Raw genomic sequence first — 18,416 nt, forward strand, 5'->3', positions numbered from 1 at the left:
GAACCCGTTTTTTCCGGGTCCGGCCGGGTCAGCCGCATTGATGGTTCCCTCTTTCCTTTAAAGCACCTCGTTGAGGATCTCCGTGATGTCCTTGACCTGAATGACGTCGTCATAATTCAAGACCGCCCTGCTATCCTCAAACATGGTGATGCAATAGGGACAGGCGGTAACGAGCACCTCGGCCCCAACCCCGATGGCTTCATTTAATCTGAGGTTGGCAAACCGGTCGGCAGCATGGGTTTCCATCCAAATCCTGCCTCCGCCCATTCCGCAACAGAGGCTTTCTTCCCGCGTCTCGACCATCTCAATATACTCTGAACCGGGTATCTTCTTTAAGACGCCTCGCGGCTCGTCATATACGCCGTTATGCCGGCCGAGGTAACACGGGTCATGATACGTAATCTTCTTCGCATACTCCTTGCTGATCTGCAGTTTTCCCTCGTTAATCAGCTGGAATAAATACTGGGAAATATGGATCACTTCAAAGTTCACGCCGAACTCGGCATACTCGTTCTTGAAGGTATGGTAGCAATGAGGGGAGTTGACCAGGATTTTCTTGACTCCGTTATCGATAAAGGTCTTGATGTTTTCCCTGGCTAATTTTTTGAACAATTCCTCATTGCCTGTTTTGCGGATGCTTTCTCCACAGCAGTTCTCCTGTTCACCCAGGATCCCGTAATCCACTCCCGCTTTGTTGAGGATGCTGGCTGTGGCTTGCGCTACCTTCTTTAATCTTGGGTCATAACAGAGGTAGCAGCCGGGAAAATACAAATATTCCATTCCTTCTTCGAATGTTTTTACAGAGAGGCCCTTGGCCCAATCCGCCCTGTTTTTCCGGCTTTCTCCGAAGGGGTTGCCTTCCGCGGCAAGGCCCGCGCTCACGCCGCGGACCGGCTTGACGGCGGCTGGGAAAACGCCATATCCGGAGGCCATCCTGCGCAGGGCTTTCATGTCTTCGATCTGCTTTACGTCCCTGGGGCATTTCAGGGCGCACTTTCCGCAGGTGGTGCAACGCCAGATTTCTTCGTGTTCTATCTCTGTCAGACCGAATGTAGCCTCTCGGATCAGCTTGCGCATACTGAACTTTCTCACCTTGTTCCAGGGGCAGACAGTATCGCATTTTCCGCACTGATAGCAGTATTTGACTGCTTCTCCACCATACCCTTTGATCTCTTCTATGACTTCTTTGAATGGGGCTACAGTCTCCACGATTTTTCCTCTTCTTTCACATTATTTTTATCCCTTCTGCGCCATCCGGGCAACAGTATTCGCCAGCTTCTCCAACCCATATTTGTCTATCAGTGATTTCAAAGATAGTTCCATCTCGGCCGGCTTCACCTGTTCTTCAGCTTCAACCCACACTTCCTTTTCTTCGTAAGTCAGGGCTTCATGCTGGCACGCCTGAACACACATAGGCACTTCCAGCGGCGGATCGCTTTCACACATATCGCATTTGAGAGGGAGACCGGAATCGGGTTCTTTAAACAAATCCCTGGCCGGGCAGATCGTACCGCAGAAGCTGCACTCACTGAATTCTCTTCCTTTAATCGTATAGGTGCGTCTGCCGTCACATTCGGCTTTACTGTAATCAGTGGCACGAACCGCAACCCACTCATCATTCTGTTCGTTGATAATCATCCTAATCCGGGACCTGTACGGATTAAGGCTGCTATATCGCGGACTGGCGTGAAACGCGGCGCATGCCATCTCACATGTGCGGCAGCCATTGCACTTGTCAATATCAACTTTTATTGTTCTTACTTTTTTCTTAACTAACTCACCCAAAGCGGTTTTCACCTCCAGTGTCTATTACTCATTCCCCTGCAGGATCATTCACCGAAGTCTCTCTGTAGCATTCGGTCTCTTCACCTGTCAAGATACCCATCTTGATGAAATCTTCGGCTATAAAACCTAAGTCCAGCTTGTCTAACGTCGGCTTGGTGGGAATTCCATCTTGAGTCCAGCCTTTGAACCTATAATACGCGCTTAGAGTTTCTTGCTCTTTTTCAGGATTTCTCTTCTTCCAGTGGTCCGCGGGAGGAGCCTCGTCAACTCTCCTCATGCCTCTTCTCACATTAATGGCCCTGACCAGGTTCCGGTTTCTTCTGGATATTTGCCACAAGTCGTCCGGAGTAAGATCCATTCCGGTCGCCAGGTTGATGTAAGTAGGAATGTTGAAAATGTGATACGCGGACTTTCCGCCGAATTGGCCTCTGAATGACGACACGAACGCGCAGAGTCCAATGGCGTCGTCGACGTAGTGCATGGCCTCATTCCAGTCAACAATGTTGCAGGACTCATCAATAGTCGCTTCCTGACGCGGCTCCCACCTCAAATAATATTCTTTGAATCTCCTCGGGGCCGCCAGCCAGTTATCCACGAACTCTTTTCTCTTTTCCAAATCACGAATGGCATCCTGAGGATAGGACCCTTCAATCTGGGTGATATTCATTTTCTCACCGGTGGCATACATAAGGAAATAGTGGTAATTGATCATACCCAGTTTGAGCGGCAGTTGCTCGAATTTTTTCATGGTGTTGTGATCATATACTTCCGCGCCGTTGCCAATCGCGCGGGCCGCCGCGTAAACACCGTCGGCCAGGACATCGCCAATCCCTTCCCGCCGGACAATTTTTTCAATGAGATAGTAAAATCTCTCCCCGGTGTCGGACGGAAATCCCGGCAGGTCCTTGTCAGTTAAAATGCCGTTGTCGTAAAGTTCAATGGTGAAAGCTATAAGTTGCGGCGTCGAGTAATTGTCCAGTCCATACTCCTGAGTAGTGGCAAGTATGTCGAACGTAAAGTCGATCTCTTTAAAGGCAGCCTGGTGCCAGGTATCTTTTCCATAGCATTTTAAAATATATCTTGGTTTTCCCGGGGGCTTAACCACAAGGTGGCAATGCTTCGGACAGTTGTAGCAGCCTTGCAGCCGGTCCCGAATACTTAGGGTGTAATTCATCCACCTGTCTTGGAGTTCCGGACTCCAGTAATCTTTTATGCGCACACGCGCGTTGCCCCAGGCGAAATTGTTGTGGTGGAAGCTGTCATCCCACTCAACCGCCATCCAGTCCCCGACTTTCGGGTTGTTGTAAATATCCTTACTGTGTTTCAGGCATAAATTCCAAAGCTCCTCCGGCCGGGCGACATAAATGTCTTTTGTTCCACGCACGGCTATGGCCTTTAACATTTTATCTCCCATGACCGGGCCTACCCCACGCGAGGCGCTGGAGTTGGAGTGTTCGATGGAAGACACAAAGACCTTGTTTTCACCGGCCAGGCCGATAGCGGCCACCTGGACTCTGGGGTCTCTCAACTCCTCTTTAATGAGCCTTGCGGTTTCTTGAGCGCCTTTCCCCTTGAGATGGGCGGCGTCACGTATTTCTACTTTGTCATTATTTATCCATAAATAAACCAGACTGGGCGCCTTGCCGCGAATGACTATTTTGTCGTAACCGGCATGCTTCAGTTCCGGCCCGAAATATCCACCGAACATTGAGTGTGCATGTAGGCCTGTCTGGGGAGAAAAGGTATTGACAACGGTACGGTTGGTGCCGGGAACTGGTGTGCCGATTAAAAGGCCGGCGCTGAAAATCAGTAAATTGTCAGGAGAAAACGGATCTGCTTCACAACACCGATCATACAGGATCCTGTCGGCAGTACCCTGACCGCCAAGATGAAGCTCGGTCAATCTGGGGTCGGTTTCTACCCTTTCAATGTTTCCTTTAGATAAATCAACTTCTAAAATATACCCTGTCTCTGCATACCTCATTTTTTAACCCCTCTACGTATATCTTTTTACCCCTTAAGGGTATCTCCGCAGCCATGCACTTTAAGCCGCGAGACTGTTCATGTGTGCTGCGCCCTTGATTGCGCAACATTGTGATCGCATTCACATATTTAAAAACCATTTGCTACGACAGAACATAAAAATTATCACAAACCTCAATCCAATCCTGTCTACTGGAAACGTTTGCAGCAGTTCACTTTGAGTCCCTTAACTTTTGCCAGCGCTTAAAAGGTTATTTCTGATAATCTGCCGCTAATCATTCCCCCTTTACTTAAGGTCTTATTTTTGCGGCGGACGCCACGATGAAAAGCACCGTCTTAATAAATCCCTCCTTGCCAAATTTTCTGAAGTTTTATTTTTTATTCACGATTTTCACTCATTAGATCATGCATTTTTTATGCCAATCAAACTGAGACATTGAATTCAAGATAAATTTTCTTGCGGCAATATTGCCGGCTTAACTTGCGAGGCAACACCTCACTACATTTTAGGAGATAGATTTCAATCCAGATGATTGCGCGAGGTACGGACATTATAGTTTTAAGAATCACTTCATGTGGAATAGAACTGTCTTAGTCATGTATAATAATCATACACTGTATGTTAATTAGACACGCAGACAGTATAAGCTGTCAGGATTCATCATAAGTTTTGTCCAGTATTATCCTGCATGCTTACTGATAACCATTTCAAAAAAATTCCAACTCGGGTGTTCGTCAGGAAGGAATATGTAAGAATTTAACGAAGAATGACATTAGGACCAGGGAAGTAATACGAAACTCCCCGGGACCAACGGGGAGTTTCAGTTTTTCAACTATGTTATTGTGAAAATAGCCGGGATTCTATTGTAGCCACCCCGTTTTATTCAGTAATCTTAAATGACTCTATGATTTTATCGAATTCAGGTTCATAAGTTTCCCATTCATCCTTTTTACAACTTGCAGTAAGCGTAAAATACTTAAATCCATTCGGAATGATTAACTGATTGCTTTTAACTGTAACATTATTTTGTGCTGCAGTCATTTCACCGGTTAAGATTCCGGCATCTGTATTACCATACTTTACTGGTCTGAAACTAATTTTTTTGTATTCTTTAATGCCATTCGCATTACCAGATGATGTAAATAGAGTGACGGTCTGATCAGCTAATTCTTTAGCTGACGGAGCAAGAAGCGGTGTTTGTTGTATTGTAAGGTTAATACCAGCCCCGATTTCTCCTGGTTTAGTAGGAGCATAAATAATAACTTCCGGAGAAAGTTCTTTTTGTAGACCCAGTTTTTCTGTGTTACCAATGTGCCAATTGCCTGGGTATGAAAAGCTAAATCCTTTACCAGAATAAGTTTTCCAATCCTGTTGCCTATTGCTATTATTGCAACCGGTTAGAATAAATAAAACAACAATCAAGATCAAAGGGAATACTCTTATTTTCACAACTAAAACACCTCCACAATAAAATTCTATAAAAATGCTATAATATCCTTCTTGTGTTGCAAATCTAATCAACTGCTGTAACAGGCATATTCATATCAACTTCTCTCAGTGCGTTAAATAATTCATTTATTATTTACTCTCTATCCCTGACAAAACACGTCAAGCGCTCCGGTTGCGCTCCATCAGAGACGTAAAGATTAATTGCTCAATTTGAGGGCGTTCTATTTCCATGAAACAGCTTTAAGTTTTTATGATTATTTTTGTGAAATTAATGTGAAACATGCACTAAAAAACCGCTTTACTTTAGCTGGGTAAAGCGGCTATTAGTGACTGAGAGATAGGGATTCGAACCCTAGAAACAGCTCATCACGGCCTACTCGATTTCGAGTTTTGTGGAAGACCTTTCCATTGGCTTCTACGCTTCTACTATTTTCGGGAATGCTTGTCTATTAACGATTTTACGCCAACACCTATACTTAATAATTTCAACCGTTGACTGTTGTTCAAGATCTAATAGGGCTTGCTGTTCCTCAAAAAGCTGCTGGCTCATGATGACTAAATGACCGTTGCCGTTCTTGGTGATAAAAACCGGCTTTTGCTCTTTTATGCAAATTTCCTCAATCTCTGGAGTTTTGTTCCGCAAATCGGAAACGGGACGAATTATTGGCATATCAAACACCCCGCAATTATTTATATCATTATTGTATCATAATTTTGACAAAAATAAGGTGCTGGTTTTTCATTTGGCAATCCCACTAAAATATTTATTCCGGTAATGTTTACCTGCATCTTCATTTATTTTCCAAGTACCAGGTCCAAAACCTTCGCCTTTAGGCGAAAAGCCTTTAGCATTGACTCTGCTTAGAGGTAGATGTAACATTCATCCATGAGGTGAATGATATGGCAGATTACCAAAAGGGAAGCCACACGATATATGACATAAAATACCACTTTGTGTGGATAACCAAATATAGGTGTCATGTGCTAAAAGATCAGGTTGCAGTTAGGTTAAGAGATCTCATAAGACAAGGTTGCGAAGTCAGAGGAATAACCATAATTAAAGGGAGTATTGGTAAGGATCATGTTCATCTGTTGCTTGAATGTCCACCGCAACTATCACCATCAAAAATTGTGCAATATCTAAAAGGACGGTCATCACGACTCATACAAGATGAATTTCCCCATCTCAAGAAAAGGTATTGGGGCCAACATCTGTGGGCAAGAGGATACTTTTGCGGAACGGTTGGCACAGTTACTGATCAAATGATTCGTGACTATATAGAGCACCAGGATGCACATGGAGATGAAGAAAGTTTCAAAATAACCGACTGAGTTTCAGTCAGTAGCTTAAGTTGGCTTTAGCCAAAGGCTGCTTTTTAGCCGGCTTTAGCCGTTTGGCGACTTTCAGTCGCTTAACAACCCACCTGCTTCAGCAGGTGGTAGTTTGAGTAGTGGATAACAAAGATTTAGCACATCAACCATCTGGAATTTAACAACAAATATCGGAACGTGATAAACTCTGACTAGCCCCAAAATATTTTTCGGTGGATCTCTTTTACATTAAAAGTCCTCTTTCTTCCATCAGATCGTTCCAGGTACCTTTTCTTAAATAAAGGCATTATCTCAATAAGTTTATTCCCATGAAATGGATGTTAGAAAAAACTTCTTTCCCACGCTGCCGATCAAAAAGGGGCTTCGCGTTCGACTGCGAAACCCCTTGGTATTATTGAATTTGATGGGAAGTTAGGTGAATATAGATGCAGAAATTATGCAAACAGGTTTCCAAACGCTATTACAAGATTAGGCCGTAATTTCCAATAAAAATGTCCTTGTTGATCTTGCGGCTCCTCTGGCTCGCCATCAAAAATCACATTCCAATATCTCTTCTCTCCGTTTTCATCAATGGGTGGTTCAATTTCATATTTATTATACAAAGCCTTTGCCACTTTTCTGTTGTATGCACAAACACTATTATAATGTATTTTATGATTAGAAGTGCTCATTGCTTCGGCAATTTCACTGGCCGTTGACTTACAGTTATTTTGATTATATACAAATTGAACCATGCGTAATGCGTTATTGTCAAAAATTAATGGATTTTTCAGTGCCTCCTCCCACTGATTTACACTTAGCTGTAAAACATCTTGATAATGCCATAAAGTTGCTTTTCCTCTGTTATCTGTATCCATTTTAACACCTCTGCTTATGTTTATACTTTAGCTAATTACAATATATTGCTGTGCCGAACCGGGCGCAGGACAAACAAATGATGCCGAGCTCATGTGCGGACCAGATCTGAGGCGGGGGCGAAATAGCATGAGATATAACAATTTTGCAGATCATACCGACTAAATTATTTCCGGAACACACTCCGTTGTATCAACCGTGGTCTCATAGTCGCCAAACGAGCGCGGTATATCTGTTTTCGCAGTGATATGCAAAGAGCGCTGTATCATTGCAGAGGTTTCTTTTGGTGTTTTTTCCGCGTGTTTCCACCAGTAAACCCTGCATACTTCGCAGGAACCTTCTGGTCTTGCAGAGGAAGCATCGTTCTCAAACAATGTACATAACGCCTTTTTGAGCTTTTCCGCATCCTCGTCTGTGAAACCGGTCTTCTCCGCAAGCTGGCAATTTATGCTGCCCCGAATGATATACACTCCGAAATTCACATAGTGCTTCATACCCATTGTATCAGATGCTTTGCTATCCTTGCCAGCTTCGCTGTTGACACTTTTTGTGATCTGCATATCCACGATATCAATCGGTGATACGCTGATTGCTTGCTGAACAGATACAGGACCACGGATGCCGATAGATACGTCATCGCCCTTAAATGCAAATACCTGACCGAAGGCACGTACATCAAACCATTCGCGGCAAGCAATCTGCGCACATTTGTCTTTATCAGCTTTTTTACCTTTGTTGATTTCAGCTTTAAATTCCGTGCAGCTGTCTGCACGGTCTTTTAAACTTTTGTTGCCATCATCTGAGCGGTCATCTGACTGGACAAAAATACGCTCGCCAATATCCTGAAGACGATTGCGGAGCTTACGCTTAATTGCCACATCAGAGAAAATACCATACCCGTCATAGTCTTCGCGGGGGCGGTTGCCGTTAAGCGGATCACCATTGATGTTTGCGCGGGTCACAGAGATAATTGCGGCAAAATCGATTTTGTTTTGCAGTATAGCCATTCCTTATTCCTCCTCTTCAATATCGTCTGTTTTGTTTTCCTCCGGATTGGATTTGCCCTTCGGTTGATATGCTTGCAGTACAGTACGCTGGCAGTCATAACCAATGAGATACTTTCCATTCAATGCGTTTTTGGCTTCAAAATCGCCATCGGCAAATAGTCCGGTGATTTCGCCAAACAGGTCTTTATAAAACTTGCGGCTGCCGGGTTTCAGGGAATTCAAATATGGTTTGATGCTGCGCTGGATCATCGGCCATGTACGGAAAGGATTTTGCACAAAGGCCTGCATGTATCTCTCTGCATTTGTGACACGCGTTTCATCTCGTTCATAAGTCCTTCGTTCAATGTCCTCGGCAATTGCCAGTAACCGCCCGTAGAGATAGCTTCTATCGTTTTTGCTTCTGTCGAGTTCCATTTCCAAGATCACTCCTTCCGATTCGTTTCTTTTTTTCTTTTCCCAATACAGTCGCTTCACCAAGGAACAGGCAATGTGAAGGACTTTATTGTAATTGAATTTGACTTCGTAAGCCAACGGATTTGATGCTTTCATGACCGCAGCACGAACCATGTCCCTGGGGATCGCTGCGCCATCAATGATACACGGGCGTAATCTGTCAAAAGCAGATATGAGCATCGGGCACTTGCCGTCGCTGTTTTTGCGCAATTCAATTCGCTTGCTGCTTTTCTCCTTTCCTTGCTCTGTACCGTATACTGCCGTTGCCACATCACGGATGGAAGCCATACCCTCATACCCGTGAAGCTTCTTATCCTTTATATATTCGTGCCTCCAGCAGCAGCTTTCGTGCCACAAACGGATATTGTCAAGATAACGGGAAGAATCAAGTTCCTTGTAGTAAATCATTGCCAGCCGGCCGGGAGTTGCGCTGTCAAGCGTAATGACCATCATTTTTGAGGTATCGCTCAATTTCGAAGCATATCCATCCAACGCCGCATTGAAATCTTCTGCGGAAGCGTAATTTGTATCGGGCTGTGCAGCCTCCTCATCATTAAAAAGCATATCTTCAATTAATTCGGCTTCATCCGTATCTTCCGGCAATGCGGCCATGATGCTGGCAGCACTTTCGTAAAAGCCTGGCATATCATTCAGCGCGCTTTCCCATGTTATCACACAGACACCGTCCCGAGTAAAGCCCTGCCTACGGATGATCCACTTCAAGGCATTATGGGCTTTTTGAGATATTTTGTAGCCAATAGACAACGCTTCGTTGTATCCGGTTTTCTTATCTTTCGTATTGAATCTCCCCCGATAGGAGAAGTTGCTGTCGTCGTTAGCGGAAATCAGTTTTGTACCATCGCCGTCATAACGTATTTTTTTGGGATGAAGAGCGGATGTCCTTGTGATCTCTCCGCTCATATAGCATAAATCTTCGGCAGCCGGAAGCGATGCGTAAAAATCAATGAAGCTTTGCTGAACTGTCTTGTCCAGCCACATTGCACTGTCAAAAGAATTATGCAGATCGCATAAAATGTCCGAAGGTGTAACCTCGTTGTTCATCCTCACGCGAAACCGGACCGTTGCCTTTGGCAGTTCTTCTCCATTGATTTTTTGCCTGCTTGATGCAAATCCCGTTTTATCAAGTAAAAGCACACCGTGTTCTATCAAGTCTCCAGCAACCGTCTTCCTGGATAAGTATTGATAAACGGCGCAGACCTTTGGGTGTGCAAAATCAGATGTACACCATCTATTAAGAAAATCAATGTATTTGGGGAAACAGTCAGCAATATGCTTTCGTGCGTCATCAATCTTCTTTTGCGTGTCGAGTTCAATCTTCACATGGTCAAGAAAATCTCCCGCAACATACTTCAAACTGTCAAACAGCGGGTAAGGCGCTACCGTAGTACTGGTTCGCGACACAGCTTCTTCTGTCGCTGGTGCAATTGTTTCAGAAGGTTCGTCCTTTCCGAGCATACGAGCTTCCAGAAGGTTTCCATCCTGATCCAATGTTATTTCTATGCGCGCCCGAACCGTTGTGTGGCTGAGTGGCAGCAGCATCAGCGAATACAGCTTCCCACCGCGGTTCCACATCTCAATCTCGCCTGCTCGCCATGCGTTTGTATCATAAAGCGCACAAAGCGATGATACCCAACTCATTGACTCACCTCCTCTGGTGTGAACTCGTTAATTCCCAAGAAATTTCCAAGGCCAACCCCAAATGGTTTGATTGACATCTCATGCAGAATGCGTCTGTCTTTGTCCGGAATTTCCTCCGGATGCGGGAATTCAATGATGCCCTTTTTCATGATAACGTGATGGAAACGCACGCTCATATGCCCTTTCTCGGCATCCCGGACAGCTTCGTCTGCGTAGGTGAACCCGTGGAACATATAACCAAGATTCAGTTCAGCAACACTGTCATATGCTCCCGTGCCTTCTCCAAATACACAAGGTTCTACCTGTCCATGGCATTCTCGCGCACCGAGAAAGATATCCCGCCTGCCGCCTCGCTCTATCATTCGGCGGGCAATATTGTGATGCTTGTGCTCATCGCGGTCGGCTGAAAGCTCGGGCCGGTTTTCGTTCCACACAAAATGCGCGCTAACCTGATAACAAACATTTTTGAGATAGGTATAGATCGACAAATCGTTGCCGCCGTTGTAGCTCTTGGTGCGAATTCCTTCAGACGCCGTTTGAATCACATTCATCACGCGAACCGCATCAATGATCCAGATAATCGTAGGCTTCCAGTAGACCGAAGCAAGCACGCCTTTCAGCGCCTCATAGGTTGGTACATAATAGCTTGTCTTCTCGCCCCCAACCCGAGTAACTGGATCAGAGAACAGTGCTCTGTCACCTCTCACAAGAAATTCAACGGTGTTTCTTTTCTTTTCCATAATTGGCACCTCCCTTCATATCAAACGATGAATAACTCCACCGGTATATTGCGTGTTTCATCCACTCCGTATTTACAATCATAGCAAGCCAAGGGGAGAACGAAAACGCCGGCTTCGTTTATTTGCAGCATAGAATAGATTTTCTTTCGTTTATTTTCCCTCAATTGCACCGTGTATCGCTGCAAATGCCGCAATGCTGAACGCTTCTTCTGCAAGGTAGCTGCTGATCGGAGCCTCTGCAGCCATTGCTGAGCATCGTTGTTGTATTCTACAATGATATCGACTTTTCCATCATCATCGATTACGGAAAATGCCTCACCTGCTTCTTTGAATGCTTGCTTTAGCAGAAGCGATCTGGAGCTGCCGTATTGCGCCTTCAGCCGTTTGTAGCCGGAAGGATTTATGGTAAGCAGGTCTATCAAAGTATGTTCAGGATCATATTTGAGCGGATATTCCATTTCCCGTAGCAATGGTTTGAAATATCTTGCATAATACTCATCCATTGCGGGCTTTGACAACGCTCCGCCGGGGTATATCTCCGGATGTGCTTTTATGTTATACAGCAATTCCCGTGTTGCTTCCTGGGCGCTCTTAACATGCCCCAGCGTGCCGATATGTTCATCGCGGATGTTGATGATTGATACCATGCCGCAATCGGTTTCGCGATTGCGATTACAACGTCCTGCTGCCTGCACAATGCTGTCCAGCCCGGTCAGAGAGCGTATCACACGCTCAAATGAAACATCCACGCCGGCTTCTATCAGGGAAGTGCTGACACAAATAATCTTTTTCGATTCATCCTTCCTCTTCAGGCATCTTCGCATCTGCTCCAGCACTTCACCGCGATGTGCCGGACACATATTGGTTGACAGATGAAAAAGGCAATACTCAGCGGCGTTCTCAATCGTATTGCCAATATACTCAAAGATTTTACGCGCGCAAGATTTTGTGTTTACAATTGCAAGCATGGATTTTACATCATGTGCTTGTTCAAGAATAAATCTTGCTGCTTCATCTATGGAAAAGCCATTTTCTTTGATACAATCCACTATTTCTACACGTTTAAATGCTGCGTCATATTTTTCTTCATCCTCAATAATGCTTTTAGGCGGTAAAATGCGATATTTATCGAGCTTGTCCAAAAGCGGCTGTGTTGCCGAGCAAAGAACGACGGATGCTCCGCAGAAATATGCAAGGAAGTTCATTGCGGCATTAAAGAGCTTTAAAACTTTGACGGGTAACGCCTGAATCTCGTCCAGAATAATTACCGAATCGCCAAGCGATTGCATACGTCGCACACTCGATGTTTTTCCCGCAAACAGTGTATTTAAAAATTGCACTGCGGTTGTGGCAATGATTGGCGACTTCGACCAATTTTCAATAAGCAGCTCATACTTCTTTTCATCCTCACTATCATCAGCGCCAAAAACAATATTAGAATGATGTTCAAGGACAGCGTCGGTATCTCCAATATAATTTGATATTTCTGATGCGTTTTGTTCCAAAATAGAATTGAATGGAGCAATATAAAAGACGTGTTTCTTTGCATAACGATTTGCCGTTTGCAATGCATATCTAAGAGAAGACAGTGTTTTTCCTGCGCCGCAGGGAACCACGAGCCGAAATACTCCGCTCTCACCGCCATCAAATTCCATACACCGTTGAGATATCTCTTCCCGGAATTTATCCAAATCGGAGGGTTCTTTTTCACTGCGCATTTTTGCGAGACGCATCTCGCATTGATAAATGTAATCCGACCACATTGGCTTGCATTCATCACAAGACAGCGCTTGAGGTAAATCCACAGCATCTTCAAAACAGGCAGTGTTCTTGCGATCAGCATCAATTAGTATCGAAGTCAGTAAACGCATATACATAGACAAATAGAAGTGCGCAGAACCCACAGCATTGTTTTTTCTCATAAATTCATTGATCCCTGTTTGGATTGCTTTTGCATCATCACACGCGAACAAAAATTCGTTTTTTATGAAGTCCGCACTATAATGATTGCTTACATAGTTTTCAACGTGGTTGAAAGAATCTAAAATCCGCTCTGCGGCTTCGGCAAATACAATGGTGCCGTTTGTCGAAAGACAATCCCGCAAGCCATGGTGACTCATGATAGCAGTACGGATCATTTCAGCAGTCAGTTTTGAGTATAAATCGCTTTGGTTTGCTAATTTATCCACCAGCACTGCACCATGCGTAGAATGTATGACAGAGCCACGAACGACAGCTTCTCCGGCGGCAGCTGCTCTGATATAAGCGTCAAATTCTTGCGTGTTTTTTCCGTCATCGTGATGACGTCCCGCTACCTTTGCCAGATTGCCAAGACCGTACCGCTCGCCTACAGCAGACGCGAGACTGGCAACATTATCATTATGTTTAAAAACACTTTGCTCGGCATGATCTGACTGCCGGATATGAGCAACAAATGAATTTGTTTTTGTATGCATTTTGTCATCCCTTTGCTCAGTTTACATCTTTTAAATTGTACACCAATTACACATTCCCAAAATGTGAAAACTAGGGGCAGGTCACCTGAATCCTTCGCTATGTAATTCCCCATAATTCTGATGCTTCTCATGCTGTGATGTAATTTATAAATCCAATCCTTTATAGGAAAATATTACATATTTCATTATACATCTTAACCGCAATTATACAATGGATTACATCGATAAGTTGGATATTTTATGGAAAAAAGGCGCTATTTGTAATCACAAGAGGAATAACCTATCGAATTGCCACATATTTATTTCAATTAGGGCAAATTTGACATAATTGAAATTGATGTTACTGCACACAGATCCCCCGAATTCGGGGGATTTAAGCTTGCATTTGACCAGATTTATGAAGACTTCCTACGTTGCACTTCCTCGAAAACCTCTTTGCTGATGATAGCTTCGTGGTCATTCTCAATGAGATACATGGGCAGTTTGCCATTATTTTTTACCTGCTTATGAGTCAGGCAATCCTTTACAAAAGTTTTCTGCGACAGCACTGTGCCAATGTACTTCTCGTTAGAGAGAATCCGATCAATGGTGGATGTGCTCCATTCCGTTTTACCAGTTACAGTCTTGATGCCATTCTTTTCAAGATAAGATTTGATCTTACGGCAGCCATTGCCTTTCAAGTATAAGTCATAAATGAGCCGGACGATTTTAGCTTCCTCTTCAACAACAACCAATCTCCCATCTTCATCTTTTGTATAGCCAAGGAAATTTGTATGATTCAACTTGACATTGCCTTTTACAAAGCTCTGTCGGATTCCCCATTTGATATCCGCGCTTCTGGATTCACTTTCATTCTGTGCAACCGCCGCAGCTGCGGTAATGATTTTCCTCATTCGCCAATCTGAGGAATCAAGACCTTCCATTTCAAAATAAATGGTGATTCCCATGCCTACAAGTTCATTAAAACCCTGTAAGAAAGGAAGAGTGTTGCGCCCGAAACGGCTGACTGACTTCGTTATGATGTAGTCTATCTTTCCGGCACGGCAGTCTTTCATCATTCGATTAAATTCCGTCCGGTTGTCAAATCGGGTACCGGAAGCCTGTTCCGCGTAGATTTCCGCAAGCGTCCAGCTAGGATGATTGGTAATGAAATCTATATAGTACCGAACCTGCGCATCCAAGCTGCTCTGCTGTTCTTCATAGGGTGTGCTGACTCTGCAATAAGCGGCAACGCGCAGGCTCTCTTTTTTGTTTGCCGGAATTTCAATAATGTTTTTGTTCATTTAAAATCCACCTTTCTGTTTACAAAATAAAAAGCATGACAGTCAAATGACCATCATGCCAAAGTTTAGAACATAATTTTAGATATAATATGAGAAAAAGCTACGTTTTCTTGTGCAATTCGACAAGTAAATGTAGCTTTTAACATGGCGGAGAGATAGGGATTCGAACCCTAGAGACCGCTCATCACGGCCTACTCGATTTCGAGTTTTGTGGAAGGCGCAACTGTTTCTATTAAACTGTTATAGTTTGCTGTCCCAATTGCACTGATTTCAATGTCAAGGTCTGTGCATCGTTGAAGATCATGGTAATATCCCTGGTTAGGTAGTTGCTCTACTTGCTTCAATTGGTTCGAAATATATTCATGAGTGGCACGTAGGAAAATAACCATCTTTGTAAATTTGGCCCACTCAGTCCTGGGCGAGTAAAGATAACGAAAATGATTGTCTATAAGAGATTGATAGTCAAGAACCGTTGAAAAAATATTTTCAAGAATTTTTTGTGCCACTGCCGAAAGCAATTCGGAGATCGTCGCATGTTCATCTGTATTGAATGTACGTTTTTCCTCAAGAAGAAGTTCTAACGCAGTTAAACCGACACGGTTAAATTCTAGCCGGAACATTCCGCTAATATCGTCAAAAATTGGAATATCATCAGGTGCTTCGGTAAATAATTTCTGATTTAACCTTTGAACAAGATCTTGACCATGAGCGCCCACCAAAAGTTGAATAAATGATGCTGCATAACGCCGAAGATCAGCTGAGTTGGGATTTGTACGTATCACATCAAGAATAGCTGAGTAAAACTCCGAGCCAAAGAAATCAACCCGTTCAGACAGGAGTGGATTCAAGCTCACCGTTTGAGAATATAGACGCGTTCCGTAGGCAGTACCTGTTTCCTGTTCAAAATGTTTAGCTAACCGCTCACGAGTAATACCAAGTTGCTGAAGAGCTATATCTGCTTCACTATCAAACCGATTGATTCTTTGAATAATTTCCTGTTTTCGGTATTCTGTATTCCCTTGTTTTTCCTGGCCTGGTCAAACCGGTTGAGATATATGTTTGCCAGCAAGGGCGAGATGACGCCTCCCTGGGGGCTTCCTATGTCTGTCTCCTCCCAGTGCCCGTCTTTCATGACTCCTGCGGTTAGGAATTTCTTGATTAATTTCAACACGCTGCCGTCGCTTATCTTCCGGTTTACTTCTTCCAGTATCAGTTCGTGGTCCAGCCGGTGGCTGGTAGGTCCCGGGCCTCGAACATTATTTAAATGCCTTGTGCCCGGCCCCCCAATCAGAACCCGGCGTGCAGTTTTCCCGCACCGGGCTCCCCAGAGTGCGTCACAGTAAAAAAATTAAACTGTTGGATGAAGAGTTTTAGCGTAGGGTAGTTTGAACCATTCACGGCTTTTGAGATAACACCAGTACATTTTATGCCTTTGACTCCTTCGTCGCAAGCTCCTAGCCCATTGCCGTTCCACTTCCTGGCGAATCCAGTCTAGCTTCGGTTTGCAGTGGTAAAGAGCAAAGTACTGGTAGAACCCATTGAGCATTCTTGTTAGCTGCTTTTGCTGGTCCCTACGCTTCCAATGCATATGCCCTTTTAGCCAGGTATGAACTCGGTCCAGGAATTTCCTGCAACTCTTTACCGTAGGTATTCTAACTAATGCAAATTTACCTTTATTGTCAGTTCCACATACGTGTTTAAAGCCAAGGAAGTCAAAGGTTTCCGGCTTTTCGCCAAATTCCATCTTGCGTTCTCTGGCAAAGCGGCCAAAGATTATTAGACGAGTCTTTTCCGGGGCCAGTTCCAATCCAAACTTACGCATACGTTCCTCTAATAGTATCTGAAAGTTTTCGGCATCCCGTTTGTATTGAAAGCACACCGTATAGTCATCGGCAAAACGAGTTAGATATGCTTCTCCCTGAAACCATTTCTTGCAGCGCTTCTCGAACCAGAGGTCGAGGACGTAGTGCAGGTAAATATTGGCCAGTATTGGGCTGACTGGCCCTCCCTGGGGCGTACCTTCCTCATTGCGCACGACTACTCCGTTTTGCATCACGCCAGCTTTAAGCCATTTCCCTGTCAACTTAATAATGCCAGGGTCAGCTATTCGCTGTTTTATCATTTTCATCAACCACTCATGGTTAATGTGATTGAAATAGCCACGGATGTCTGCTTCAAACACGTGCCTAACTTTCTTTGTCACAATGTGTGACCTAAGTGCCCGTAGTGCCTGATGTGGGCTTCGGCCGGGCCGGAACCCGTATGAAAAGTCCAGGAAATCAGCCTCGAATATGGCTTCGAGAATCCGAGCAACCGCTCTTTGCACCAGTCTGTCCTCTACAGTGGGTATTCCTAATGGTCTGGTCTTTCCCTCACCTTTTGGTATTTCTACGCGCCGTACCGGCGGTGCTTTGTACTGGTTAGCTTTAAGGCGCCCCCAGATATCTAAGACACGACCGTCTAAATCGCGCTCAAACTCTGCTGTAGTCTCTCCATCAACTCCGCTTGCTCCTTTGCGATTCATAAACCGCCATGTCTCTTTAAGAAACTCCGGCGTGATTATGTGTGCCAGGGATGTAAAGCGAAGCTTCGGTTCTAGTTTGGCTTTCGCTGCTATCCTGCTCAGTTGTGTTGACATTCTTATCCTGCCTCTGTGTGTAGAGAATGTTTCCCTGTCAGGTAATCACTCTGTCCCGCCGCTTCCCCTTGTATGTGGCTTTCCCACACTCTGAGTGTAGAGTCGGAGGAGGTGGACATCAATAAGCCTGCCTCCGTCCGCTCGTTCAAACGGATCGTACAGTTTTCCCGTAATCCGCTTTCCTTAACTGATTGTGTTTACGACTTTAACTGAAGGCTTGGAATTAAATGCACAAGATTAACCAATTTATAATGTTCATATAATTCTTTCCTGGGATATTTCTTCCATCCAGTATTCCGCCAGCGCTTGAATTGATGAGACCAAAGCCGCCGGATAATCCACCGGTCTAGTCGATTAAATAATTTACGGACATTGGCTTTGCGATAATAATTCCCCCACCCTCTAATTATAGGGTTTATCCAGTCAATTACTTCTTTCAGGGCTAAAGGTATTCTTCGCTTGGTCTTGGCTCTAATCTGATTCATGAATCTTTTAACGGATTTTTCTTTCGGCACTGCGTAAATGTTTAATTTATTTGGTTCGCTTCCTAGTTTATCTCTAGACAATTTCAAACCTTTACCCTGCTTTATTTTATACCCTAAAAACTCGAAGCCCCATTTGATGTGTATTATTCGGGTCTTCTCTCGATGTAAATTGAGACCTAAGTCTTTTAATATTCGAGTTGCATCTCTTAGAGCATTATAGGCTTCAGCTTTGGTTCGGCATAACACTGTCCAGTCATCGGCCCAGCGGGTCAGATGGTAACCCCGGCGTG

At 44.3% G+C, this 18,416-nt stretch carries 16 protein-coding genes; 1 reads left to right on the plus strand and 15 read right to left on the minus strand.

Annotated features, from left to right (window positions below; translation table 11 throughout):
- Nucleotides 1–57 precede the first annotated feature (57 nt).
- The 5 genes from L7E55_RS02280 to L7E55_RS02300 all read right to left on the minus strand — a co-directional run bounded on the left by L7E55_RS02280 (nucleotide 58) and on the right by L7E55_RS02300 (nucleotide 5,888).
- Nucleotides 58–1,209, minus strand: coding sequence for a (Fe-S)-binding protein (locus L7E55_RS02280; protein WP_277442369.1), 1,152 nt, complete (start codon nucleotides 1,207–1,209; stop codon nucleotides 58–60).
- 27 nt (nucleotides 1,210–1,236) lie between these two features.
- Nucleotides 1,237–1,785, minus strand: a complete 549-nt coding sequence (locus tag L7E55_RS02285) for a 4Fe-4S dicluster domain-containing protein (RefSeq protein ID WP_277442370.1) — start codon at nucleotides 1,783–1,785, stop codon at nucleotides 1,237–1,239.
- 28 nt (nucleotides 1,786–1,813) lie between these two features.
- Entirely contained in the window at nucleotides 1,814–3,769 is a 1,956-nt protein-coding gene (locus L7E55_RS02290; protein ID WP_277442371.1) for an aldehyde ferredoxin oxidoreductase N-terminal domain-containing protein, read from the minus strand.
- A gap of 879 nt (nucleotides 3,770–4,648) precedes the next feature.
- Nucleotides 4,649–5,218 (minus strand): PsbP-related protein, encoded by a 570-nt coding sequence (locus L7E55_RS02295; protein ID WP_277442372.1) that lies wholly within the window; start codon nucleotides 5,216–5,218, stop codon nucleotides 4,649–4,651.
- A gap of 415 nt (nucleotides 5,219–5,633) precedes the next feature.
- Nucleotides 5,634–5,888 (minus strand): type II toxin-antitoxin system Phd/YefM family antitoxin, encoded by a 255-nt coding sequence (locus L7E55_RS02300; protein ID WP_277442373.1) that lies wholly within the window; start codon nucleotides 5,886–5,888, stop codon nucleotides 5,634–5,636.
- Nucleotides 5,889–6,118: 230 nt separating this feature from the next.
- Between L7E55_RS02300 and tnpA the strand changes: the two genes are divergently transcribed.
- On the plus strand, nucleotides 6,119–6,550 hold the full coding sequence (gene tnpA / locus L7E55_RS02305) for an IS200/IS605 family transposase (RefSeq protein WP_277442374.1): 432 nt from the start codon (nucleotides 6,119–6,121) through the stop codon (nucleotides 6,548–6,550).
- Between the two features lie 434 nt (nucleotides 6,551–6,984).
- Here tnpA and L7E55_RS02310 read toward each other — a convergent pair whose 3' ends face one another.
- The 10 genes from L7E55_RS02310 to L7E55_RS02355 all read right to left on the minus strand — a co-directional run.
- Nucleotides 6,985–7,407 carry a hypothetical protein gene (locus L7E55_RS02310; RefSeq protein ID WP_277442375.1) on the minus strand — a complete coding sequence of 141 codons (423 nt, stop codon included), beginning with the start codon at nucleotides 7,405–7,407 and terminating at the stop codon, nucleotides 6,985–6,987.
- Between the two features lie 159 nt (nucleotides 7,408–7,566).
- A complete protein-coding gene (gene cas7c, locus L7E55_RS02315) occupies nucleotides 7,567–8,412 on the minus strand; it encodes a type I-C CRISPR-associated protein Cas7/Csd2 (RefSeq protein ID WP_277442376.1) in 846 nt (281 codons plus the stop codon).
- 3 nt (nucleotides 8,413–8,415) lie between these two features.
- Nucleotides 8,416–10,524: a type I-C CRISPR-associated protein Cas8c/Csd1 gene (gene cas8c / locus L7E55_RS02320; RefSeq protein ID WP_277442377.1), complete on the minus strand. Its 2,109-nt coding sequence runs from the start codon at nucleotides 10,522–10,524 to the stop codon at nucleotides 8,416–8,418.
- On the minus strand, nucleotides 10,521–11,264 hold the full coding sequence (gene cas5c / locus L7E55_RS02325; RefSeq protein WP_277442378.1) for a type I-C CRISPR-associated protein Cas5c: 744 nt from the start codon (nucleotides 11,262–11,264) through the stop codon (nucleotides 10,521–10,523). Before cas5c ends, cas8c begins: the two co-directional genes overlap by 4 nt.
- Before the next feature lie 20 nt (nucleotides 11,265–11,284).
- Nucleotides 11,285–13,720, minus strand: coding sequence for a CRISPR-associated helicase Cas3' (gene cas3, locus L7E55_RS02330; RefSeq protein ID WP_277442379.1), 2,436 nt, complete (start codon nucleotides 13,718–13,720; stop codon nucleotides 11,285–11,287).
- Nucleotides 13,721–14,115: 395 nt separating this feature from the next.
- Nucleotides 14,116–15,003, minus strand: coding sequence for a recombinase family protein (locus L7E55_RS02335; RefSeq protein WP_277442380.1), 888 nt, complete (start codon nucleotides 15,001–15,003; stop codon nucleotides 14,116–14,118).
- Between the two features lie 191 nt (nucleotides 15,004–15,194).
- Nucleotides 15,195–15,851: a hypothetical protein gene (locus L7E55_RS02340; protein ID WP_277442381.1), complete on the minus strand. Its 657-nt coding sequence runs from the start codon at nucleotides 15,849–15,851 to the stop codon at nucleotides 15,195–15,197.
- 101 nt (nucleotides 15,852–15,952) lie between these two features.
- The gene (locus L7E55_RS02345; RefSeq protein WP_277442382.1) at nucleotides 15,953–16,135 is read right to left on the minus strand and encodes a hypothetical protein; all 183 of its coding nucleotides are present in this window, start codon (nucleotides 16,133–16,135) and stop codon (nucleotides 15,953–15,955) included.
- Nucleotides 16,136–16,351: 216 nt separating this feature from the next.
- Entirely contained in the window at nucleotides 16,352–17,641 is a 1,290-nt protein-coding gene (gene ltrA / locus L7E55_RS02350) for a group II intron reverse transcriptase/maturase (protein ID WP_277442383.1), read from the minus strand.
- A 197-nt stretch (nucleotides 17,642–17,838) separates the two neighbouring features.
- The coding region (locus L7E55_RS02355; protein ID WP_277442384.1) for a group II intron maturase-specific domain-containing protein at nucleotides 17,839–18,416 on the minus strand (578 nt) is incomplete at its 5' end.

The organism is Pelotomaculum isophthalicicum JI, from assembly GCF_029478095.1.
GTDB classification, from domain to species: Bacteria; Bacillota; Desulfotomaculia; order Desulfotomaculales; family Pelotomaculaceae; genus Pelotomaculum_D; species Pelotomaculum_D isophthalicicum.